The sequence below is a fragment of the Formosa undariae genome (assembly GCF_042427615.1).
Classification (GTDB): Bacteria; Bacteroidota; Bacteroidia; order Flavobacteriales; family Flavobacteriaceae; genus Formosa; species Formosa undariae.
This window is the reverse complement of record NZ_JBHMEZ010000003.1, coordinates 463,148-484,174: the sequence shown is the minus strand read 5'-3', so window position 1 is coordinate 484,174 and position 21,027 is coordinate 463,148. Positions and strand designations below refer to the sequence as shown.

Sequence of the window (21,027 nt, the reverse complement as noted above, 5' to 3'; positions counted from 1 at the left end):
GGTGGAGTGGAAGAGAAAAATATCAGAACAATACTTTGATTCAAGTCATTTTCTTAATACAAACGATCCGAAAATGGCTATAAATGATTTTAAAGGAGATTGTAAACGTTTAATTGAGTTTATAATGGATTACCTGAAAAAACACGATAAGTATTAGCTGCGAAAATTTCAGAAGATTGTAGTTGCGTAATTGGGGATGTGAAATGGTAAGAAACCTGAAGAAGCGGTGACAAACTATAAAACTAGAATCTTGGATTCTGTATAAAATATAACCTAAGCAGTATGCGAAGTTGATTTTACCGGTTTTGGAGGTGCTAAATGTAGTGATACGCAAACGACCGTTTAAAAGTCTAAAGAAGATTTTAAAGTCATTAGATTATCATATCTTATAAAAAAGAGGTTTAAAATTAAATTTTAAACCTCTTTTTTATAAGATATGAATTTTGATTTAATTCGAATCTATTCGCGTGATTTTGGCTCCAATAGCACGTAAACGTTCATCTATATTTTCGTAACCTCTATCTATTTGTTCAATATTATGTATTGTAGACTTTCCTTTAGCAGATAAAGCAGCTATTAAAAGAGAAACACCTGCACGAATGTCTGGCGAAGTCATAGTTGTTGCTTTTAAGCTCGATTTAAAATCGTGACCAATAACAGTGGCACGATGCGGATCGCAAAGAATAATTTTTGCTCCCATATCGATTAATTTATCGACAAAGAATAAACGGCTTTCAAACATTTTCTGATGTATAAGTACACTTCCCCTAGCTTGAGTTGCTACGACTAAAACGATACTTAATAGGTCGGGCGTAAATCCTGGCCATGGGGCATCGGAAATGGTAAGGATAGAACCATCAATAAAACTCTGAATTTCATATCCGTCTGTATGTGCAGGAATATGAATATCGTCGCCTTGTCTTTCAACAGTAATACCAAGTTTTCTAAACACATTTGGAATTTGTCCCAAATCGTCCCAACTTACATTTTTAATAGTAAGCTCACTTTTTGTCATTGCAGCTAAACCAATCCAACTACCAATTTCGATCATATCTGGAAGCATGCGATGTTCTGTACCACCTAATTTATCAACACCGTCTATAATTAGCATGTTAGAACCGACACCGCTAATTTTAGCGCCCATACGGTTTAACATCTTACAAAGTTGTTGTAAATAAGGTTCGCAAGCTGCATTATATATGGTGGTCCTGCCTTCTGCTAAAACGGCTGCCATTACAATGTTTGCTGTTCCGGTTACCGATGCTTCATCAAGAAGCATATAGGTTCCTTTTAGTTTTTTAGCTTCAACACCATAAAAGTGATCTTCTTTATTATATCTAAAATCTGCTCCTAAATTAATGAAACCTTCAAAATGGGTATCTAATCTACGACGACCAATTTTATCTCCTCCCGGTTTAGGAATATATCCTTTTCCGAAACGTGCTAAAAGCGGACCAACGATCATGATTGAACCACGAAGTCCTTTTCCATCTTGTTTAAAAGCTTCAGATTCTAAATATTTTAGATTTACATCGTCTGCTTTAAAGGTGTAAGAACCGCTCCCTATTTTATTTACTTTTACACCTAAATTGCGTAAAAGGTCGATTAGTTTATTAACATCGACAATATCGGGTATGTTGTTAATTGTAATTTCTTCTGCAGTTAAAAGTACTGCACATAATATTTGTAACGCTTCGTTTTTTGCGCCTTGGGGTTGGATGCTACCTTTTAATTGGTGTTGTCCTTCTATAATAAATGTTGCCATAGCTATTAGTAGCGTTTTCTATTACGGTTAGAATTTGTGTTTGTATTCGTGTTTTTCTTGTAGGTCTTCTTGGTATTTGTAGACGTACTGTATTTCTTTTTAGTCCGCAATAAACTTGTAGAATCGGAAAGATCTTCCTCTGCGTTTTTTAAATTGATTTTACCATCAGACAATTCATATAAATGATTAAAAATCACATTATCGTCTACAGTATCTTTATTCCAGTTTAAAAAACATTTTTTCATGTGATTTGCAATCGAGTAGATAAGCGCTTCTTTAAGGTCGCCATCTTCCCATGTATTTGCCACATCGATCATGGTTTTAATATTGTTTCCGTAAAAACGATATTTTGGAAAATTTTGAGGATACTCTAAAGAATCAGGTCTACGTTCTAAAATTTCTCGATCTGGATTCCCATAAGGTGAATCTACATCCAATTCAAAATTAGCAATTATAAAAAGCTGATCCCAAAGTTTGTGCTGAAAATCAGGGACGTCACGTAAATGCGGTTGTAAATTCCCCATAACGGCAATAATAGCATTTGCTTCTTTATTCCTGTCGTCTCTGTTCTCTATAGTTTTAGCATGATTAACCATTTTCTGAAGATGTCTTCCATACTCTGGAATAATCAAAGGTTCACGCTCTGTATTGTATTCTATGTTATCTATCAAAATGTAGTGTAGTATTAAAAAGTGTGCACGAAGTAATTATGCCCTCGCAAAATACAAAAAAATATTAAAGACTAATAACACCTTCCACATTTTCTGTAACTTCTTTATACTTTTCGACAACGGTTTCTGGATCCTTTAATTTAACACTTATAGATATGCTTGTATATTTTCCGTTTTTTGAAGGTTGTGTTTTAATTACAGCGCCTAAATTGTTAAATATACCATCTATTTCGGCTATTTTTTTAGGATCGGATTTAACTATAAATTTATACAAATATTCGGCAGGCCATGCTGTAGTATCATATAATTGTGTTTTTAATTTATCGTAAAATTCGTCTGGAGTTTGCTTATCGCTCATAGGTGTTATTTTGTGATGCAAAGATAGTATTTCGTTTGCATTTTTTATTGTTGATTAAAATCACGAATTTTACAGCCAAAACCTTGCCAAATTGAAGACGAAGAAAATTGTAATAACAGGAGGTCCTGGAACAGGAAAATCATCTATCATTCACGAATTGCAAAAAAAAGGACACTCTTGTTTAGAAGAAATATCTAGGCAAGTGACCTTGGAGGCCAGAGAGAATGGGATAGAGCACATGTTTTTAACCGAACCTTTACTATTTAGTGAACGCCTTTTAAAGGGGCGAGAATCTCAGTTTTACGAAGCAAATACAATCACAACACCTTGTGTTTTTATAGATCGGGGTGTACACGACGTTTTGGCATACATGGATTTTATTGGAGATGTTTACCCTGAAACCTTTAAAAATATTTGCGATTCTTTAGATTATGATCACGTTTTTATCTTAAAACCATGGAAGGAAATTTATAAAAGTGATGCCGTACGTTACGAAAATTTCGAGCAGGCTTTAGAAATTCACGAATGTTTAGTAAAAACCTACGAGGGATTTAATTATACACTTATTGATGTGCCTTTTGACACCGTTGAAAACAGAGCCGATTATATTTTAAATAAAATTAAAGCGATGTAATTAATGCAACATCCTTTAAAAATACTAGAGCGTTATTGGAATTTTACAGAATTTCGTCCGTTTCAAGAAGAGGCCATTCAAGCTGCAATTGATGGGGAAGATGTTTTTGTTTTGATGCCCACTGGAGGTGGAAAATCGATGTGTTTTCAGATTCCGGCTTTAGCTAAGGATGGGATTTGTATTGTAATTTCTCCGCTTGTGGCCCTTATGAAAAACCAAGTTCAGGTTTTACAGGATAAAGGCATAAAAGCAATGGCGCTAACTAGCGGACTTTCATACAGTCAGTTGGATACCATGTTAGATAATTGCATTTATGGAAAGTATAAATTCTTGTATATTTCTCCGGAACGTCTACAACAGGAGCTAGTACAGGAACGCATCAGGCAAATGAATGTGAATTTAATTGCCATAGACGAGGCGCATTGTATCTCGCAATGGGGAAACGATTTCAGGCCTGCTTATAAAAGCATTAACACGCTTCGCGAATTGCATCCTACGGTAAATTGCATGGCGTTAACGGCTTCGGCAACACCTTTGGTTGTAGACGATATTATAAACGAGCTAGATTTTATTCAACCTAAAATTTTTAAACAATCTTTTTTTAGGCCGAATTTAGCCTATATGGTGTTTCATGAAGACGATAAATACTATCGTATTGAAACCATTTTAAAAAAGTACGCAAACTCGTCTATTATATATGTGCGCAGTAGGAAACTTACGGTAGAGATTGCTAATTTTCTAGAGAAGAAAGGCATTAAAGCCTCTTCGTTTCACGGTGGACTGAGTAATCATGAAAAAGACGAACGTCTAAACGATTGGTTGGCGAACAAAATACAAGTTATGGTCGCGACAAATGCTTTTGGTATGGGAATAGATAAACCGGATGTTAAAACGGTTATTCACCTTAATTTACCGGATAGTTTGGAGAGTTATTTTCAGGAAGCGGGAAGGGCAGGACGAAATGGAGAAAAAGCATTTGCTGTTATTTTAAAAAATAAAAGTGATGACGTATTAATTAAAAATCAGTTTCTAGATGTCTTGCCAAGCATTAGTTTTATAAAGCAAGTGTACAGAAAACTGTCTAATTACTGTCAGATTTCTTATGGTGAAGGCGCTTTAACCACTCACGATTTTAATTTTAATGCCTTTTGTAAAGCGTATAAATTTAATGGCGTTTTGGCGTTTAATGCCCTTCAAATTTTAGATCGGACAAGTATTATAACTCTAACTAAGCAATTTCAGAACAAAACCTTGGTTCAGTTTGTAATTTCTAATGCAGCCTTGTTTCATTATTTAGATACACATTCGGAATTACAGCTTATTGTAAAATCCTTATTAAGAACATACGGCGGAATTTTCGAGCACGCCACAAAAATAAATACAGTATTAGTTTCAGAAAAAGCATCTATTCAGGAATATGTATTAATGCGTGCCTTGACAACGCTAGAGAAAGATGAAATTATTATACTTCAGCAAACAAAAACCGACGCGCAAGTTACCTTTATAGAGCCTCGTGAAGACGATAAAACGATAAATAGAATTGCTAATATTATTGAACAACAAAACGATTTAAAGCAGAAGCAAGTACAAAGTGTTTTAGATTATGTAGATAACGATACGGTTTGTAAAACGGTTCAGTTGTTATCTTATTTTGGAGAAAAGGACGGAAAACCATGCGGTATTTGTTCGGTTTGTATAGGTGCTGTAAAAACACTGAAGAAACCCAAAGTAACAGATTTTACGGCATTAAGAAAACAAATTATTACACATTTAGAGCATGGCGATTTATCGTCCAGAGCATTAGCTTCGGCAGTAAATTGTACAGAAGCAGATGTGTTAAGTGTGTTGAAATTATTGTTAGAGCATCACATTATATCCATTACAAAAACGAATACTTATAAATTATATCACACCTAGTTTTAGAATTAGATTGATATCATTTCAAAATAAATAAAAATGAAAACATTAAATATTGTATTCATGGGAACGCCAGATTTCGCTGTTTCCACATTAAAAACATTGGTCGAAAACAATTGTAATATAGTAGGTGTAATTACTGCACCAGATAAACCAGCAGGTCGCGGACGAAAATTAAATGAAAGCGCCGTAAAGCAATACGCCGTATCTCAAGACTTAAAAGTATTACAGCCTACCAATCTTAAAGACGAAGCATTTTTAACAGAATTAAGCGCTTTAAATGCGAATTTAAACATTGTTGTAGCGTTTAGAATGTTGCCAAAAGTGGTTTGGGATATGCCAGAATTGGGAACTTTTAATTTACATGCTTCGCTACTGCCTAATTACAGAGGAGCGGCTCCTATAAACTGGGCTATTATTAATGGAGAAACAAAAACGGGAGTTTCTACATTCTTTATAGATGAAGAAATTGATACAGGTGAAATGATTCAGCAAGAATCAATTGCTATTGGGGAAAATGAAACTGCAGGAGAGCTTCATGACCGATTAATGCACTTAGGAAGCGAATTAGTTTTAAAGACAGTTAAAAAGTTAGAAACTGAAGATGTGACTACAACACCACAAATAGAAAATGCCGATTTAAAGACTGCGTACAAATTAAATAGGGACAATTGTAAAATAGATTGGACCGGATCTATAGAAGCTATTCATAATAAAATTCGTGGCTTGAGTCCGTATCCAGCTGCATGGTGTGTTTTAGAGAATGGGGGTGAGTCTGTAGATGTGAAAATTTACCAAGCGACCATGGAGTTAGAAGCTCATGATTTTAAAGTTGGGTCCATTCAGAATACTAAAAAAGAAATTAAAGTTGCTGTTGAAAAAGGTTTTATAAACATTCATTTTATGAAACTGCCAGGAAAGCGAAATATGCCAGCCAAGGATCTATTAAACGGATTTGAATTTAAAACGGGATCAAAAATGCTGTAACCCCTTATTATAGCTCGATTTAGTTAAATTTTTGTAAAATTTTCAAGGGTTATTAACAAATGCGTGAAGTTATTAACAAATAGGGGAGTTTCCCTTGCTATTACTTGCGTAGTTAGCTAATCCGTATAAATTTGTAATAGTATTAAAAAGTTTAACCAACGATTTATTAATAATTAAAATTAAAATTATGAACAAAACAGATTTAATCGATGCAATGGCAGAACATGCTGGAATTTCAAAAGCAGCAGCTAAAAAAGCATTAGAAGGAGCACTTACAGAAATAGGAAGTGCTTTAAAAGATGGTAAAAGAGTATCTTTAGTAGGATTTGGTTCTTTTTCAGTTTCTGAAAGAGCAGCTAGAGAAGGAAGAAACCCACAAACAGGAAAAACGATTCAAATTGCAGCAAAAAATGTTGTAAAGTTTAAAGCTGGATCTGAATTATCAGGTGCTGTAAACTAATTAGTTACTTCATACATATTACTGAAAGCCTTCTATTTATAGAAGGCTTTTTTATTATATTTTCATCAAATATTGGATTTTAACAAAAATAATATTAGATTTAGTTATAAATTCCTATGAAATATGATTACAATTAAACCAAAAAAAGGTAATTTGTTAATCGCAGAACCGTCAATTATAGGGGATGTATCCTTTAATCGATCAATTGTTTTGTTGGCAGATTACACCAATGATGGTTCTATAGGTTTTATTTTAAATAAGCCTTTAGATTACACAATTAACGACCTAATTCCTGAGCTTGACGCAAATTTTAAAGTATACAATGGCGGGCCAGTAGAACAAGACAATTTGTACTTTATACATAAAGTTCCCGACCTCATTCCAGATAGCATTGAGATTTCCTTAGGTATTTACTGGGGAGGCGATTTTAATGTCGTTGCAGAGCTTATTGCTAATAAACATATCGAAGAAAAAGACATCAGATTCTTTTTGGGATATTCGGGATGGGATAGCAATCAGTTAGACGAAGAATTAAATGTTAACTCTTGGGTTGTCACCGAAAATGTATACCAGAAAAATATAATCGAAAAGGATTACGAGTTTTTTTGGAAAGAAAAAATGTTAGAGTTTGGCGGAGAATATAGTATTTGGTCTAATGCTCCTGAAAACCCGAGTTATAATTAACTCAATCTCATTTTTACATTTAACTTCTGAATAAGTAGTTTTGAAATCGTACTTGTAAATGACTTCTTGCGGTATTTTGAAACCGGTTGAATTCCTGTTATCGTATTACTAATAAAGATTTCGTCTGATTTTTGAAGTTCAAAAGCAGATATAGATTCTTCTATCAATTCGTATTCTGGAATGGCGTTAATAATTTCGATTAATTGTTTACGCATAATACCTTTCAGGCAACCATCGCTTAAAGGAGCTGTTTTAATTACGTTTCCTTTTACTACAAAAACATTTCCATTTAGCGCTTCTACGACATTTTTGTTTGTATTAAGTGTCAAACAATTCTGCAAATTATTTTCTTTAGCATAGATGCTCCCAACAACGTTTAGCACCTTGTTATTTGTTTTTAATGTAGATAGCAAACTCGGGGAGATGTAATAATCTTTAAACAGATCAACCTCGTAAGGATCGTTAGAAATTAAATAGAAGTCGTCTTCTAAAGGTTTCGTATCTATAATAAAACTGATATCGTTTGTTTCTGGTAAATACAAACCACCTTCGTTTCTAAATACGGTGATTTTAACACGAGCAGAAGCATCGGTTAATCCATTAACTTCTAAAGTGTTTTTAATTTCGGCTTCAAGAAACTCCATATTAAAATGCATTGGAATTTCCATACGCAAGATACGCATAGAAGCCATTAATCTAAAATAATGATCTTCCCAAAATAGAATTTTACCATAAGATGTTTTTATGGTTTCAAAAAGTGAATCACCATAGGCAAAACCTCTATTATTTGAATTTAAAACTGAATTATTATCTTGAATTGTACCGTTAAAATTGATCATAAAAAATGCCCGAATAGTTTTCGGGCAAATATACTTTAAAATATGTAAATATCGATTAAGCTGAGCCTAAGACCTGTTTTAAATCTGAAATTTGATTTTCCCATAACATTTTAGTTTCATCTATTTCATCTTCTTCAGAGAAATCGACAACGATAAGAGAAACATCTTTGGTAATTTCGTCTACTTGAATACGAAGTTCGAAGAAATAGGGATCATCTTCGTCATGTAACCATCTGAACTTGATGCGTTCACCACTTTTTTTACTTAATACTTTAGCTTGTTCTTCTGCTCCATCCCAAATAAATTTGAAAAGTTCGCCTCTAGAATTTACGTTATCGGCAAACCATTCAGATAATCCTGATGGCGTAGAAATGTATGTGTATAAAAGGGCTGGTGAAGCTTTTATTGGGAATTCAAGTTCAAATTTTATTTTATCTTCCATGTGTTCATTCAAAAATTATTGGGCTCAATATATACATTAATTATATACTTTGCAGACAAATTAAATAAAAATTAATTTTTTGCAAAAAAAGTTTGTGTACTTTAAAATAGTTGTTATATTTGCACCCTCAAAATATGGCGAGGTAGCTCAGTTGGTTAGAGCGTTGGATTCATAACCCAGAGGTCACGAGTTCAAATCTCGTTCTCGCTACAAGTGTTTAAAAGGCTTCACAGGAATGTGAAGCCTTTCTTGTTTTTAATGGGTACAGAATAGGTACAGAATACGGTCTTTTTATCACTCTCATTTTATTAAGTACTAATTGTTGTTTTTTAGTATTAAAATTTATGAATTCATATAATTATAATGTCTAAGTGGTTGATTAATATTTGGTTAGTGAATTATAATAATGGAAGTGAACTTAAGGAATCTGATAAATTAGCTATTTATATTGTAAATCATATCGGTGTCAATTGTTTTTATTTCATCAATTGAATACTTTCCTATTTAACTAAATCTTTATTTTTTCTTTAAGATTAAACCATAAACCATAAACCATAAATTATTTTTCAATTGAATCACTTACTTTATAATATTTAAAACACATACTATTTTCTCACTTTAGAATAAATTTAGAATTGATATTTAAATTTATTCTCTTAATTTACATGTGATGAAATATTTAATAGCAGAAGACGAAAAAGATTTACAACAATTTATTGTTACTTACTTACAAAGGGATGGTAACATATGCGAAGTTGCTTCAGATTTTGGAGAAGCCTCTGAAAAAGCGGCTTTATACGAATATGACGTTATTATTTTAGATATAAATTTAATTACAGGGAGTGGATTAGATGTTCTTAAAGCTATTAAGAAGGATAAAAGAAGAGCAGGTGTAATTATAATTTCAACAAACAATTCATTAACGGATAAGTTAGAAGGGTTAGATTTAGGAGCAGACGATTATATAACTAAGCCATTTCATCTTGCTGAATTAAATTCTAGAATTAATGCGGTACTGCGTCGTGGGAAATTTGACGGGGATGAAATTATGGAATTCAATGAAATTAGAATTGACACCAAATCAAGAACAGTTTTTATAGATGGGAAAGCTATTTTTTTAACTCGTAAGGAATATGATTTATTGGTTTTCTTTATATCAAATAAAGGTAGGGTGCTTTCAAAAGAAATAATTGCAGAACATCTTTGGGGTGACGATAGTGATTTACTGGATAATTTTGATTTTATTTATGTTCATATCAATAATTTGAGAAAAAAAATGACTGCTGAAGATGCCAAGTATATTAAAACAGCCTACGGAAGTGGTTATAAATTTATAGAAAAATAATACGTGGATTATAAAATTAAACTTTTAAAAAAAACATCAAGAACCTTTCTTTTAACAGGGTTTCTTTTAACGGTTGCAAGTCCAGCCGTATGAGTCGAGAGGTTCACGTACGGTTCTGTGAGAGGTTTAGTGGGGGGGGGATTCCCCTTTTCCTACTCGACTGGCAACTGGTTTTTTTCAATTTTCAAGGTAAGGTAAAATATATTCTTCAAAAAGTATTTCAGGTTGCTGTGTTTTTCCATTTCTATAATTCCCTGATGTAATAACAACAACTGTTTGTAAACAAGGAATTACAAAAATATATTGTCCTCCATTTCCTCTTGCCTCAATAGATTTTATATTTTTTCCATTAATTTGATAAGTATTATGCCACCATAAATATCCATAACCATTTTTATCTGTTACATTTTCTAAATTACGATAGTTTTTAAATGATTTTTCAACCCAATTTTTAGAAATAATACGTTTTGATTGCCATTTTCCTTTATTCAGATAAAGTTCTCCAAATTTTAACATATCTTTTGGAGTAAGGTACATTCCTCCTCCAAAATATGGCTTATCTCTTAAGTCCGTTTGAATAATGTAATTTGAAATTTTCAATTTCTGAAATAAAAACTTATCAATAAATAATTCCAATGGTTCTGAAATGACAGAATCCATAGCAACACCTAGCAAAGCTGGGTTTGCTGAGCCATAATTAGCATTAGTGTTTGGCTTATGAATCATTGGAGCTTTTAGAATTGCTTCAATCCAATCAGGTGTTCTTTGGTAATTGTTTTCTGTTGCAGAAGATTTTGGATTTGCATTGATACCATAATCTATAGCATCTATACCAGAACTCATTGTTAAAAGACTCTGAATATCGATTTTCGTTTTTAGACTGTCTTTACGAGTTTGATATTTTTCAGGCAGAAAATCAAAAATAGATTGCTTAACACTATTAAATAACAATTTATCTTTTGCTATTCCAACTATTGCGGATGAAATACTTTTTGAAGCAGATTTCATATCGTGTGGAATATTTGAGTTGTAACCATCAAAATAATTTTCATATTCAATTTTCCCTTTTTTTGAAATTACAACAGAATGTGTATTAGGAAATGAATCCTTAGAAATAAGGTATTCCATTTCAGTAAGTTTTAAAATAGAATTTTTGTTGTCATTTTTGAAGCCACCAATTTTCCAATCGGTTATAGAGTTTTTTAGTTCTATTTCTGTTAGCAAATGGTTTCCTAAAAGTATACTTAATTGAATCTTATTCTTTTCTAGCTTTCCTTTAAAATGTAATCCAGTTTTGAAATCAGTAAACGAAATCAAATCTTTTTCTTTTTGAAAATTGTCGCACCAAGTTCCTGTAAATCTATTGTCTCCAAGAATTGGGTAAGCTTGATAATCATCGCCTTCTCCATTTTCAACACTCAAATAGAAGTTAAGTGATTTAAGCTCATCTAACATAAGTAAGTTCCAAGCCCCTATAAAAGTACTACTCTTTGATTGAGTAAGTTTTATGTGATAAAGAAGCATTCCAGATTTGATAAACCCATTAATTTCTTTACCATTTTCAGATAATATACCTTTAAAAGAATAATTCTCGGCAAAAGGTATTTCTAATATTGAAGTCCTTTTTGAATTAAAAGGATAGTCGATTATATTTTTATTGTTGGAAATTTTGAATCTAGCCTTTTCAAGGCCTAAATTTTTAATTTCTACTTTTAGATTGAATGTTTTCGGATTTTTTAGTGTTCCTTCCCAACCACTTGTGTACTCTGCCATATCTTGAGCATAGGTTGCAAGTGAAGAAAAAATAATAAGTAATAATATTAAGTTTTTAATTCTCATTTTTTTTTAGATTTACTTGAGACTAGGTGGCAAAATTGATAGTTATAATTTTATTAAAATAGTATAATATTAACGTCCGCTAATTTTTCTTAAAAATTGAGTAGGTGTTGTATGATAAATTCTTTTAAAGTTTGAAATGAAATGACTTTGGTCATAAAAATCACATAGATAACAAATTTCAGTCATTGAAAACTTGTTTGAAGTAAGTAAACAAAAGGCTTTATTAAGTTTTATTAATCGAATATAATTACCAAGACTTGTTCCAAAATAGCGATTAAATTCTCTGGACAAATGAACAGGGTGTATTTCTAACTTTGAACTTAAACTGTTTAGAGAATAGTCTATTTTTTCCTCATTCAACAATTCTTTTAGTTTATTTGCCCAATCTGGTTTTCTTAAATTTCTTTCTTTACTTTCCTTAATTGTGTTGAAAATTTCAATCAAATCACTTTCAATACTTAAATTTGAATACTGGTCGTTAATTTTAGTTTCAACAAATATATGGTTCATCAAGTTCTTTATTATAGGATTCTTTAAATTGATGCTTCCTTCAAAATTTGTTATCTGAATATCAAAGTTTGAAAACCAATTCTTATTCAATTCAATGTGAAAACCTCTTGTAAAATCAGGTGATTTTATATTATAATGTGAGTCTTGCCAATTATGAAATAGTAGGTTTCCTGGCTCTAAATAGTAGGATTCTTTTTTGTTAGATTCAAATAACTTCCCTTGAAGTAAATAAGTAAAATATGGATTTTCGTGATAATGCCAATCAACTTTACTGTGTGTATATTCTGTATCAGTAATTATTAGATTTTCAAAAGCTGTTTTTTGGTAATGTGTTCCGTAAAACTCTCCTGTTTTTAGTTTATTCATTCTATTTTTTCAGCTTGTTGCCAACGGCAGTCTGTCTAATAACCGACTGCAATTTTATATGTTTCTACTAAAATACATTTTTTTGTATTAGCTGTATACTAAGATCTTATTTTCTGAATTTTCTTCGTATACTACTTTAAACCCCATTAGAATAGATACTATGAACCTAATAAAGGACTTGTAAGCTTTAAAAGCACACGTATTAGCTTTTCTAATGATATTCCAAATTCTTGTTAAATTATAAGCAATAAACATAAAGCCTACATCAGCACTAGCGCGTTGCATCGTTTTCTTAGTCATAATATGATCAAAACTCCATTGACGTTTTATGGTTCCGTAAGGATGCTCAACAATGGCTTGCCTTTTTTTATAAGCATTAGGATTTTGCAATACGCTTTGTGCATTAGTTTCAATATACTGATGGTATTCACTGCGCTGTATCATCTTTCCATTTACTTTAGAAGTGGTGCATAATGCTCTTACTGGGCAGGTTTTACATTTGTTCGTTTTATATTGTTTGAAACGATAATTACGAGCTTTATAGGTGCTTCCATTACTTTTAAGTATGTTTCCTTGTGGGCAAGAGTACGTGTCGTTTTCTTTATTATACTTAAAATGTTCTGAGTTATAATTTGGATCAGGAGCCTGTGAAGCTCTTCCTATTCCAGGGATAGCGACAAGGGTTTTAATACCTAATTGATTAGCAGTTTTAAATTCACTCCCCGTATGATATCCTTTGTCATAAAGGGCAGTAAAGGTATTTGTTACTAAAATAGTTTTAGCGCGCTGCAACATCTCTCCCATAGCCTTGGAATCATTCTTATTGGTGACTAAGTAGTCGAACGGAATATTATGATCTGCATCTACAGTAGATTGTACACAGTAAGCAACTTCAGTAATATTATTACGTACAATCAAATGCTTGCTATCCGGGTCTGAGGTAGAAATTTGTGGTTCTCCAGAGGCCTTCAACTGTGCATTTAGTTTTTCATATTCATTTCTGCGACCTTGATGTTTATCAATATTCTTCTTGATTTCTTCTTTCTCATTTTCACTATCACTCTGTTCAAGGGCTTTATTGTACTGCTCTAGTTTGTTGTCTATGTAATCTAAGTGACGTTGTATTTTCTTCTGATTGAAATTGTTCTTTTTACTATTCTGCGCTCTAAACTTAGTACTATCACCTGCAATAAGTGTAGCACCGATAAGCCCAAAATTGCGTGCAATTTGTACGGTAGCAAAAAACACTTTTTTAATAGCCTTTCCATTATCTTTTCTGAAGTTACTAATGGTGTTATGATCTGGAGCTAGTGATTCAAGCAACCACATCACTTCAATGTTACGCCTGCATTCTTTTTCTAATTGTCGAGAAGACCGAATACGGTTCATGTAACCGTATATGTAAAGTTTGAGAAGGACAGATGGATTATAAGCAGGAGGGCCGTTTTCTATAAAGTCTGAACGGAATCCGAGTTCTGCGAGGTTAAGTGAATCTACAAATTGATCTATAGACCTTACGCTGTTATCAGATTCTATAGAATCTTCAAGAGAAACAGGAAAAAGGCAGGTCTGTTGTCGGTCTTTTCCAAGTATGAATTTCATAACTAAAAGATACAAAAACTACCTGAAAATTACTTTATAACTGTTTCTAAATATTACTAAAAACTTAAATAGTTATTAGACAGTCTGACGGTTACGTATAAGAATAGTGCGGTTTTGTGTCCGAGGATTTTCCGCAGGAAAATCAGATGTAACAAAAGCGCACGAACTCTCGATTAAGCACTAAACTACGCATTATTTTTATACGATGTTGGCATTAGTTTTTATTTCAGTTTGTCTTTCATCTGTAAGTGGCTAAAAATCAGTTGGCTTAAAACTAACGGAATAAACAATAATAGCTTTGAGTCAAATCCTTTCAGAATTATAAATGTTATTACTATTCCAATTGCTATAATTAAAATCAAAAGATTAATTCGGTAAGCTATTGTTAACCAGCCTCTTTCTTTCCAGACATCCCAACTGTCTTTCGGTTTAACACTTGTCTCTGTCTTTAATAAATTCAACAATTTTAATGAATCCGTATTTCTGGATTTTATTCCGCCAAGTTCGATTTCACAGTCCTTTGTTTTTAATTTTCGTAAAAATATTCCTTGTTCAATTATTATAGTTGTGATTTCATCAATTCCGATTGAGTTATATTCTTTGAAATTCAATATTGGTTTTCGTTCCCAATGAAAATCGAGTTTTCTATTTTTAAGTGTTATTCTTAAATCTCCAACAGTGAAATAAAACAATAGAATTCCGAGAATTCCTACGGTCAAAATAGGAACAGTTATTTTCCAGATAATTAATTCAAATTGAGTTGGAATCAGAAAACAAAAAGGGAAGATTATCGACACTAGTAAAATAGAAATCAATAGTCTCTTTTGTTTAATAACTTTTATTCTGTATTCTGTCATTCCCAAATTAATGCCAACGTGTTTGTGTATGGTTAGTTGCGTGGTTAAGCAACTAAGTTAGCAAACAAATCACAGATAGAAAATTCCAGCGGAATTTTCGTAAGTCGGCAGTGACCTAGCAATTAATTATACACGGTGTTGTGGTGCGTTTTTTTTCCATTCCGAACGTCTTTCATTCCATTCGTCCCAAAATTTTGAATACGCAATTTTATCATATTCATCTTCTGGTAATATTCTTGGTAAACTGTCCGAATAAAAGTCAGATATTTTATCGACAAAATTGAGAATCACGTTTTTATATTCCTCAAAATTCATTACGATTTGTGTTTTTCCTGTTTCGGTTGTCAGCTCCACCTTTTTGTTCTCGTGTCTAACCCAAAAGTTATGTCCAGTAAAACAACCTTGAATATGTACGTTCTTTTCGTTTTCTAAGAAGTCAATATGGTGTCCACAACAAGGAATTAAATGTTCTCCAACTAATTTTTCTTCGGTATGATTATCTTTTAGAGTTCGCAATAAATGCATTCCCATTGCTCTTAAATTCCAATGGTCCATTTCCTCAGTTTTATCAACTACTATTTCGTGGCCGATAGTCAATTTTACGTTTCCGTGAGCACATAAATCAGTTTGGTCATCGACTTCGTCAATCCAATTTATTTCGAGTAATTCTATGTTAAATGTGTTTTCCAAATGTTCGTCTTAAATGCACCACAACGTTGTTGTGTATGATTAGTGGCGTGTTTAATCACCTAATTTAGCAAATAAAAACTGAATAGAAAATCCGCGAGGATTTTCGTAAGTAGGCGAGAACAAGCCATTAATTATACACGGTGTTCTACGCAGTTTTTTATTCAATATACCATTCTGTCGTAAATATAAATTCCTTTTTGTCCGAAACTCAATTCTCGGCTAAATTCATACTTTGGGTCAACAAAATCGATTTTTATCTCTCTAAAAGCCTTTTTTAAAATCCGTTTACATTTTTTGTAGTCTTTGTCAGAAAGTCTTTCCCAAAATCCCATATCCACTTTCATATTTTTCAATTTACCATTTTTTGAAAAAGTTAAATTATAATCATCGTAACAATTCAGTTCAGTCGAGTTTGGAATTAACTCATTTAGTTTAAATTCCAGATAGTTGTCGATTGTATCTTTAATTGATTTTTTATAATCTCTGACTGGTTTGCCATTTCTCCAGCCTTGACTTTCCTTTTTAGTCATAATATACATTTGCCTATAACCATCTTTTGAATAGGATTTCCCTTTTTCTAATTTACTCGTGAATTCCGAATATTTTTCTTTTAGTTCAAAAATTTCATTTAGTTTATTGTCAATATTTTTAATTGGTATTGCTTTTATAATTGTGTCATTTTGATTCCAAGGACAAGAATAAGTTTTAGAATTAATACTATTTTCCGTTTTGTAATAAAAATTGATACTACCACAATGTAACCAATTAAAATTCCAATTATCTATTAATGTGTCTGTTGGTATTTGATATATTTTTTCTTTTAGAATTAGTTGTCCAATTTTAGAGGATTTAACTTTTTCTAATTCGACAAATTCAAATACATAATTAGTCGGTTCACTATCATTTCCATAGTCAGTTTTAATTACTTTACTTTCGGTTATTTCATTAATCAGCTGTCCTGAAAATTCTATTCCGTCATCGCTTTTTAAATCAACGATTTGACCATATTTTACATATCGGAAATGATATTTTTCGTTAGAGAGTTTAATTGGCTTAATTCCAAAATAATATTCATTTCGTTCTTCTTGGGTTGAGTTGTTCCAAGAATACTCATTATTCAGCTTTTTCTTTTGAAGTTGAACTTGAGATATTGCTTTTATGCTTATTAAAAAGCAGAATAGTATTAGTAAAGATTTGTAAAAATTCATCTGTTTCTGATTAGTTCAATTCTAAACTAATTCATTTTAATTCTGGGTAAAAATATTATTTAGTAAACTGTCTATTTCATTGAGGGAATTACCTGCTTCGGTTAGTCTGTTCAAATTGCGTAGAACGTTTAGTATATGAAAAGTAGGGCAGTTGATAAGCACTTACTTTCGGTTTTGCACTTAGCCATATTTTTCATTTTATTTTTAAATTTCTACTAAAATACAAATTAAAAATATGGCGGACTTTATAAAAAATCACTAGCCTTGAATTAAGCAATTATCGCCCTATTTTTTATATACATTGTTGTGCTTTCGTTATTTTCCGCAAAGTTGCTAGCGTTGGCAAAGACATACTCTTTTGCAATTTTGGGAGAAGTTGATGGCTGTAGCGAATTGCAAAAGTGTATGGCTTTATGCGTTGGCAAATTCTGTTTGACTTCTACTCATCATATCGAAGTGGCTTTTATGTCCCATTTTTTCAAATATAAGTTTAAAGACCTTTATATATTTTTCAACACTTTCAGGTTCCACATATACAACTAAGTCATCATTAATGAAGTGGGAACCATCATTAATCCAAGATATTAGAGCTTTACAAATAATTTGTTCTTCTCCTTCAAATTGATTAATCGCCTCTTCGTATTTCAACCCTCCCAAAATATTAAAATAATATTCTAAAATTCTACGCAAAGTATTGAATATAGTAGCAGTGTTGACATTTTCTAAGTTGTCTAATTCACGCCATAATAATTCATATGTAGTTTTTATTGGATTATCTTGATGTTCATTTATTTGAGTTTTGTTGTCTAGTTTCCTAATTATCCAATATGATTCTTCTTTCCATTTTCCATCTCGAACTTTAAGTGTAACTTCTTTGAAAAAGTATACGTTATGAGTTAGTATAAAAATTTGTTTGATTCCGTTAGTGTCATTTCTTGTATCCTTAACGAGTGTTTTAATAAGGTTACTAACTATAAATAGAATATTGCTGTCTAAACTAGATATTGGGTCGTCAATAACTACTATTTTATCTTTAGAAATTCCAGATTCGTTTATACTACCTCTTATTAAATGGTAGAAATATAAAAACGTAATAAAAGTATATTCTCCTTCACTTAGAGTTTCTTTTACCTCAGAACCATCCTCTCTAATAATTTTGTAAAATCCTTTTGTTTCAGTTACATCTAGTTTGAAATTGGTAAAACCAAAAAGGTTTAATATTTTATTTATCTCGTTAACTGTATGAATTACGTCTGTAGCTAATGATTCTTTGTCTTTAATTTGTTTTTCAAGGTCTAATTTTTTAGTGTTTTTTTCGTTTTCAGATTTTGAAATAGCTTGAATTGCCTTATCTATTTCTGTTTTTCTTTTAACGTAGCTATTTAGGTCAACCTCTAGTTCATTTATAACAAATCGCCATATTTCGGATTTCAATTTTTCTTTTTCAATAGTGATGTTTTTGATGGTTTTATTATTTTCTTCAATTTCTTTTTTGAAACGTAAAACTAAACCTGAAACTTCCTTTAAAATTGCCTCTAAAGATTCTAACTCAATAATTAAACTTGGTGTTTTCTTTTTAGAAAGCAATTTATTGATATTGTTTTTAAACTGTACTTCTAATATATTGATTTTGTCTATTAATATAGAGAAATCTAAAATTGAAATTTCCAACTCTGAAATAGATTTAGCTTTTGTAATTAGGTTAGCTATGTAAATCTTATATGATTGAATGAAATCATCTAATTCTTGTTTTTGCTCGTTGTAAGACTCGTCAAAAAATGATTCAATTTTTTTTCTTAATTCTTGATTGATGGATTGTTGACAAAATGGACATTCATTTATTGTTTGTTGCATATAGTCAACACCATCTTTTACCCAATCACTATTGTCGAGTTTGTGAATTAATTTTCCAATCTCAATATCTTCTTTCCCAATAATTTTTGTTTTAAGGATGTATGAGTTCTCATAATTATTTAGTTCCTTAAAATCTAATTCTTGAATTTCATCATAAGTCATTAGATTATCACTAAATACTTTGTCAGATTTTATTTTTATCTCTGACTCAGTTAAGAGGGTAGAAGTATTATTAATTTCGAGAAGGCATTTTTTAAAGAAATTTTCTCCACTTTTTATAAACCCAATAAATGCTGGCTTAAAATTAGATTCATATTTTACTTTAATGCTCCAAGCTTTATTGACAGTTTCTTCTGTTTTCTTTTTAAGAACATCCTCTTTTATGGAAGAAGTTTTTTTTAGGCCATCAATAGCGATTTTGAGAGCATCAACTTTATCTTTTGCTTTAGTGATGAACTCTTGTGCATTTGTGGCATCTTTCCCTAAAGTGAAAACACCTTTAATAGCATTACTTTGGTTGAAACTTGTCTTTACAAAACTCTTATTATAAACTAGAGTTTCAATAGGTGTCGTTTTCCAAGTAAGTGAACAATCAGGAAATAAATCTTCATCTGCGATTACGTTGCTTAAAGATGATTTTCCTACTCCATTACTTCCATAAAAATAATTTATTTCTTTTGGCTCAATTTCTACTAGATTAGAGTATGAAGCTGTTTTGTGAATTTTAAGTTTTTCTATCATTACAAATGTTCATTCGAGCGTTGGCAAAAAACAGCTCTTTTGGTTTTTTTAGCGTTGGCGTATGTGTTGGAAAAACCAAATGTGCTGTTTGTGGGTTGGCTTTTTTTTAATGAAGCACAACGTCTCGGCTATGGTTAGTACGGGAATTCAGATAACTGAACTTTCGAATTAGCATTTAGCCAAAGCTTTTTTATTTTGTTTTAATTTTCATTTTCAAAGCCAAATCAAAAGATTTGGCGGACATAGTTTAAAGCTCTAAACTTTGGGTTAAGCACCAAACCCGTATTAACTATAGCCATTGTTAGCCATAGTTTTATTTTTGTTTTTTCGATAGTAAATTAAGTACATTACACCTGGAACGAATACATTAATCGAAGAGTTAATAAGAGTATAAGAACTAGTAAATAGAAGGATAAATGAAGTTGCCATTGAGAGAATAACGAGTGCAACTATTATTTTCTTTGTTTTTGCTTCAAATCCAAAATTGACTAAGAGGTTAGAAATAAGAATTAGTAGAGTTGCCACTTGAAATAGTATTGGCACATAGGGTAATGGCTCTTTGATAATATTATATTTTACGGCTGATAATTGAATCTCCAAATCGTCCGTTTTTTTGTCTATTAGTAAAAGTTCATCAATAGTATAGGCCCAGTCGTAAATAACATATTCGTTTATGCTTGAAGGTTCAGCATAAACATTGTCAGCTGGCTTGTGCATATAGCTAAAAGATACTTTTAATTTGTTTTTCTTCTCAATATAATTTGTTCGGATTTTTAAATATTCAATATATAAAGGTTGTAATCTTGATGCATTTTGGGTACTTGCGTGGCTTTCAAATACTGAGTTCAGAGAATCTAACTTCTTAGATAATTTATTATCTATCTTTTCATTTAAAAGTTCTTTGCCGATAGCATTTACTAAATTGGTTTTTTCTGGTAACAAATAATTGTAAATGGTATTTAGGTATTGAAACGAATATACTGTTCCCACACCGTCTTTGGAATAATATTTTTCGTCTTTACTTTTTTCAGTAGAAATCCTTACATATTCTGCATTAATACTGTCGAAGCGTGACATCCATTTATCCACTTCATTCGTTTTTCCGGCTAAAAGTTTAATGTTATAATCACATTTTTCTAAATATTCACTTTCAGTTTTTTGCGAAAATGAAAGGTGGACATTAAAAAGTAATGATATAATAAAGGCAATGTATTTCATTCAGTGTAATTATGGCCAACGTAGGGATAAACACACTGGT

General features: G+C 31.5%; 19 protein-coding genes and 1 tRNA gene. 7 read left to right on the top strand and 13 right to left on the bottom strand.

Annotated features, from left to right (window positions below; all coding sequences use genetic code 11):
- Positions 1-448: 448 nt before the first annotated feature.
- From murA to ACFFVB_RS05525, 3 genes are all read right to left on the bottom strand, one after another.
- Positions 449-1,765, bottom strand: a complete 1,317-nt coding sequence (murA, locus tag ACFFVB_RS05535) for a UDP-N-acetylglucosamine 1-carboxyvinyltransferase (protein WP_382381719.1) — start codon at positions 1,763-1,765, stop codon at positions 449-451.
- Positions 1,766-1,770: 5 nt separating this feature from the next.
- Positions 1,771-2,436 (bottom strand): DUF4290 domain-containing protein, encoded by a 666-nt coding sequence (locus tag ACFFVB_RS05530; protein ID WP_382381718.1) that lies wholly within the window; start codon positions 2,434-2,436, stop codon positions 1,771-1,773.
- A gap of 64 nt (positions 2,437-2,500) precedes the next feature.
- Positions 2,501-2,794 (bottom strand): DUF493 family protein, encoded by a 294-nt coding sequence (locus ACFFVB_RS05525; RefSeq protein WP_382381717.1) that lies wholly within the window; start codon positions 2,792-2,794, stop codon positions 2,501-2,503.
- A gap of 91 nt (positions 2,795-2,885) precedes the next feature.
- Here ACFFVB_RS05525 and ACFFVB_RS05520 point away from each other — a divergent pair, with 91 nt between their 5' ends.
- The 5 genes from ACFFVB_RS05520 to ACFFVB_RS05500 all read left to right on the top strand — a co-directional run bounded on the left by ACFFVB_RS05520 (position 2,886) and on the right by ACFFVB_RS05500 (position 7,476).
- Positions 2,886-3,428: an AAA family ATPase gene (locus ACFFVB_RS05520; protein WP_382381716.1), complete on the top strand. Its 543-nt coding sequence runs from the start codon at positions 2,886-2,888 to the stop codon at positions 3,426-3,428.
- Positions 3,429-3,431: 3 nt separating this feature from the next.
- Entirely contained in the window at positions 3,432-5,345 is a 1,914-nt protein-coding gene (locus ACFFVB_RS05515) for a RecQ family ATP-dependent DNA helicase (protein WP_382381715.1), read from the top strand.
- Between the two features lie 39 nt (positions 5,346-5,384).
- Entirely contained in the window at positions 5,385-6,332 is a 948-nt protein-coding gene (gene fmt, locus ACFFVB_RS05510; RefSeq protein WP_382381714.1) for a methionyl-tRNA formyltransferase, read from the top strand.
- A gap of 187 nt (positions 6,333-6,519) precedes the next feature.
- Complete coding sequence (locus tag ACFFVB_RS05505) at positions 6,520-6,792, top strand: HU family DNA-binding protein (RefSeq protein WP_382381713.1); 273 nt, start codon at positions 6,520-6,522, stop codon at positions 6,790-6,792.
- A gap of 123 nt (positions 6,793-6,915) precedes the next feature.
- A complete protein-coding gene (locus ACFFVB_RS05500) occupies positions 6,916-7,476 on the top strand; it encodes a YqgE/AlgH family protein (RefSeq protein ID WP_382381712.1) in 561 nt (186 codons plus the stop codon).
- Here the strand turns inward: ACFFVB_RS05500 and ACFFVB_RS05495 are convergent.
- Positions 7,473-8,315 carry an aminotransferase class IV gene (locus ACFFVB_RS05495; RefSeq protein WP_382381711.1) on the bottom strand — a complete coding sequence of 281 codons (843 nt, stop codon included), beginning with the start codon at positions 8,313-8,315 and terminating at the stop codon, positions 7,473-7,475. The genes ACFFVB_RS05500 and ACFFVB_RS05495 overlap by 4 nt on opposite strands.
- Before the next feature lie 55 nt (positions 8,316-8,370).
- Positions 8,371-8,757 (bottom strand): START-like domain-containing protein, encoded by a 387-nt coding sequence (locus ACFFVB_RS05490; RefSeq protein WP_038528468.1) that lies wholly within the window; start codon positions 8,755-8,757, stop codon positions 8,371-8,373.
- A gap of 136 nt (positions 8,758-8,893) precedes the next feature.
- On the opposite strand from ACFFVB_RS05490, the gene ACFFVB_RS05485 reads away from it, so the two are divergent.
- Positions 8,894-8,967, top strand: a tRNA-Met gene (locus ACFFVB_RS05485).
- 460 nt (positions 8,968-9,427) lie between these two features.
- The gene (locus tag ACFFVB_RS05480; protein ID WP_382381710.1) at positions 9,428-10,102 is read left to right on the top strand and encodes a response regulator transcription factor; all 675 of its coding nucleotides are present in this window, start codon (positions 9,428-9,430) and stop codon (positions 10,100-10,102) included.
- 177 nt (positions 10,103-10,279) lie between these two features.
- Here the strand turns inward: ACFFVB_RS05480 and ACFFVB_RS05475 are convergent, their stop codons facing one another.
- From ACFFVB_RS05475 to ACFFVB_RS05440, 8 genes are all read right to left on the bottom strand, one after another.
- Positions 10,280-11,941 (bottom strand): serine hydrolase domain-containing protein, encoded by a 1,662-nt coding sequence (locus tag ACFFVB_RS05475; RefSeq protein WP_382381709.1) that lies wholly within the window; start codon positions 11,939-11,941, stop codon positions 10,280-10,282.
- A gap of 69 nt (positions 11,942-12,010) precedes the next feature.
- Positions 12,011-12,817, bottom strand: coding sequence for a helix-turn-helix domain-containing protein (locus ACFFVB_RS05470; protein ID WP_382381708.1), 807 nt, complete (start codon positions 12,815-12,817; stop codon positions 12,011-12,013).
- 87 nt (positions 12,818-12,904) lie between these two features.
- The gene (locus tag ACFFVB_RS05465) at positions 12,905-14,419 is read right to left on the bottom strand and encodes an IS1182 family transposase (protein WP_382381707.1); all 1,515 of its coding nucleotides are present in this window, start codon (positions 14,417-14,419) and stop codon (positions 12,905-12,907) included.
- A gap of 221 nt (positions 14,420-14,640) precedes the next feature.
- Positions 14,641-15,276, bottom strand: coding sequence for a hypothetical protein (locus ACFFVB_RS05460; protein WP_382381706.1), 636 nt, complete (start codon positions 15,274-15,276; stop codon positions 14,641-14,643).
- Between the two features lie 126 nt (positions 15,277-15,402).
- Positions 15,403-15,966 carry a hypothetical protein gene (locus tag ACFFVB_RS05455; RefSeq protein WP_382381705.1) on the bottom strand — a complete coding sequence of 188 codons (564 nt, stop codon included), beginning with the start codon at positions 15,964-15,966 and terminating at the stop codon, positions 15,403-15,405.
- A gap of 161 nt (positions 15,967-16,127) precedes the next feature.
- The gene (locus ACFFVB_RS05450; RefSeq protein ID WP_382381704.1) at positions 16,128-17,174 is read right to left on the bottom strand and encodes a hypothetical protein; all 1,047 of its coding nucleotides are present in this window, start codon (positions 17,172-17,174) and stop codon (positions 16,128-16,130) included.
- 411 nt (positions 17,175-17,585) lie between these two features.
- The gene (locus tag ACFFVB_RS05445; RefSeq protein WP_382381703.1) at positions 17,586-19,769 is read right to left on the bottom strand and encodes an AAA family ATPase; all 2,184 of its coding nucleotides are present in this window, start codon (positions 19,767-19,769) and stop codon (positions 17,586-17,588) included.
- 285 nt (positions 19,770-20,054) lie between these two features.
- Complete coding sequence (locus ACFFVB_RS05440; protein ID WP_382381702.1) at positions 20,055-20,987, bottom strand: hypothetical protein; 933 nt, start codon at positions 20,985-20,987, stop codon at positions 20,055-20,057.
- Between the last annotated feature and the right edge of the window lie 40 nt (positions 20,988-21,027).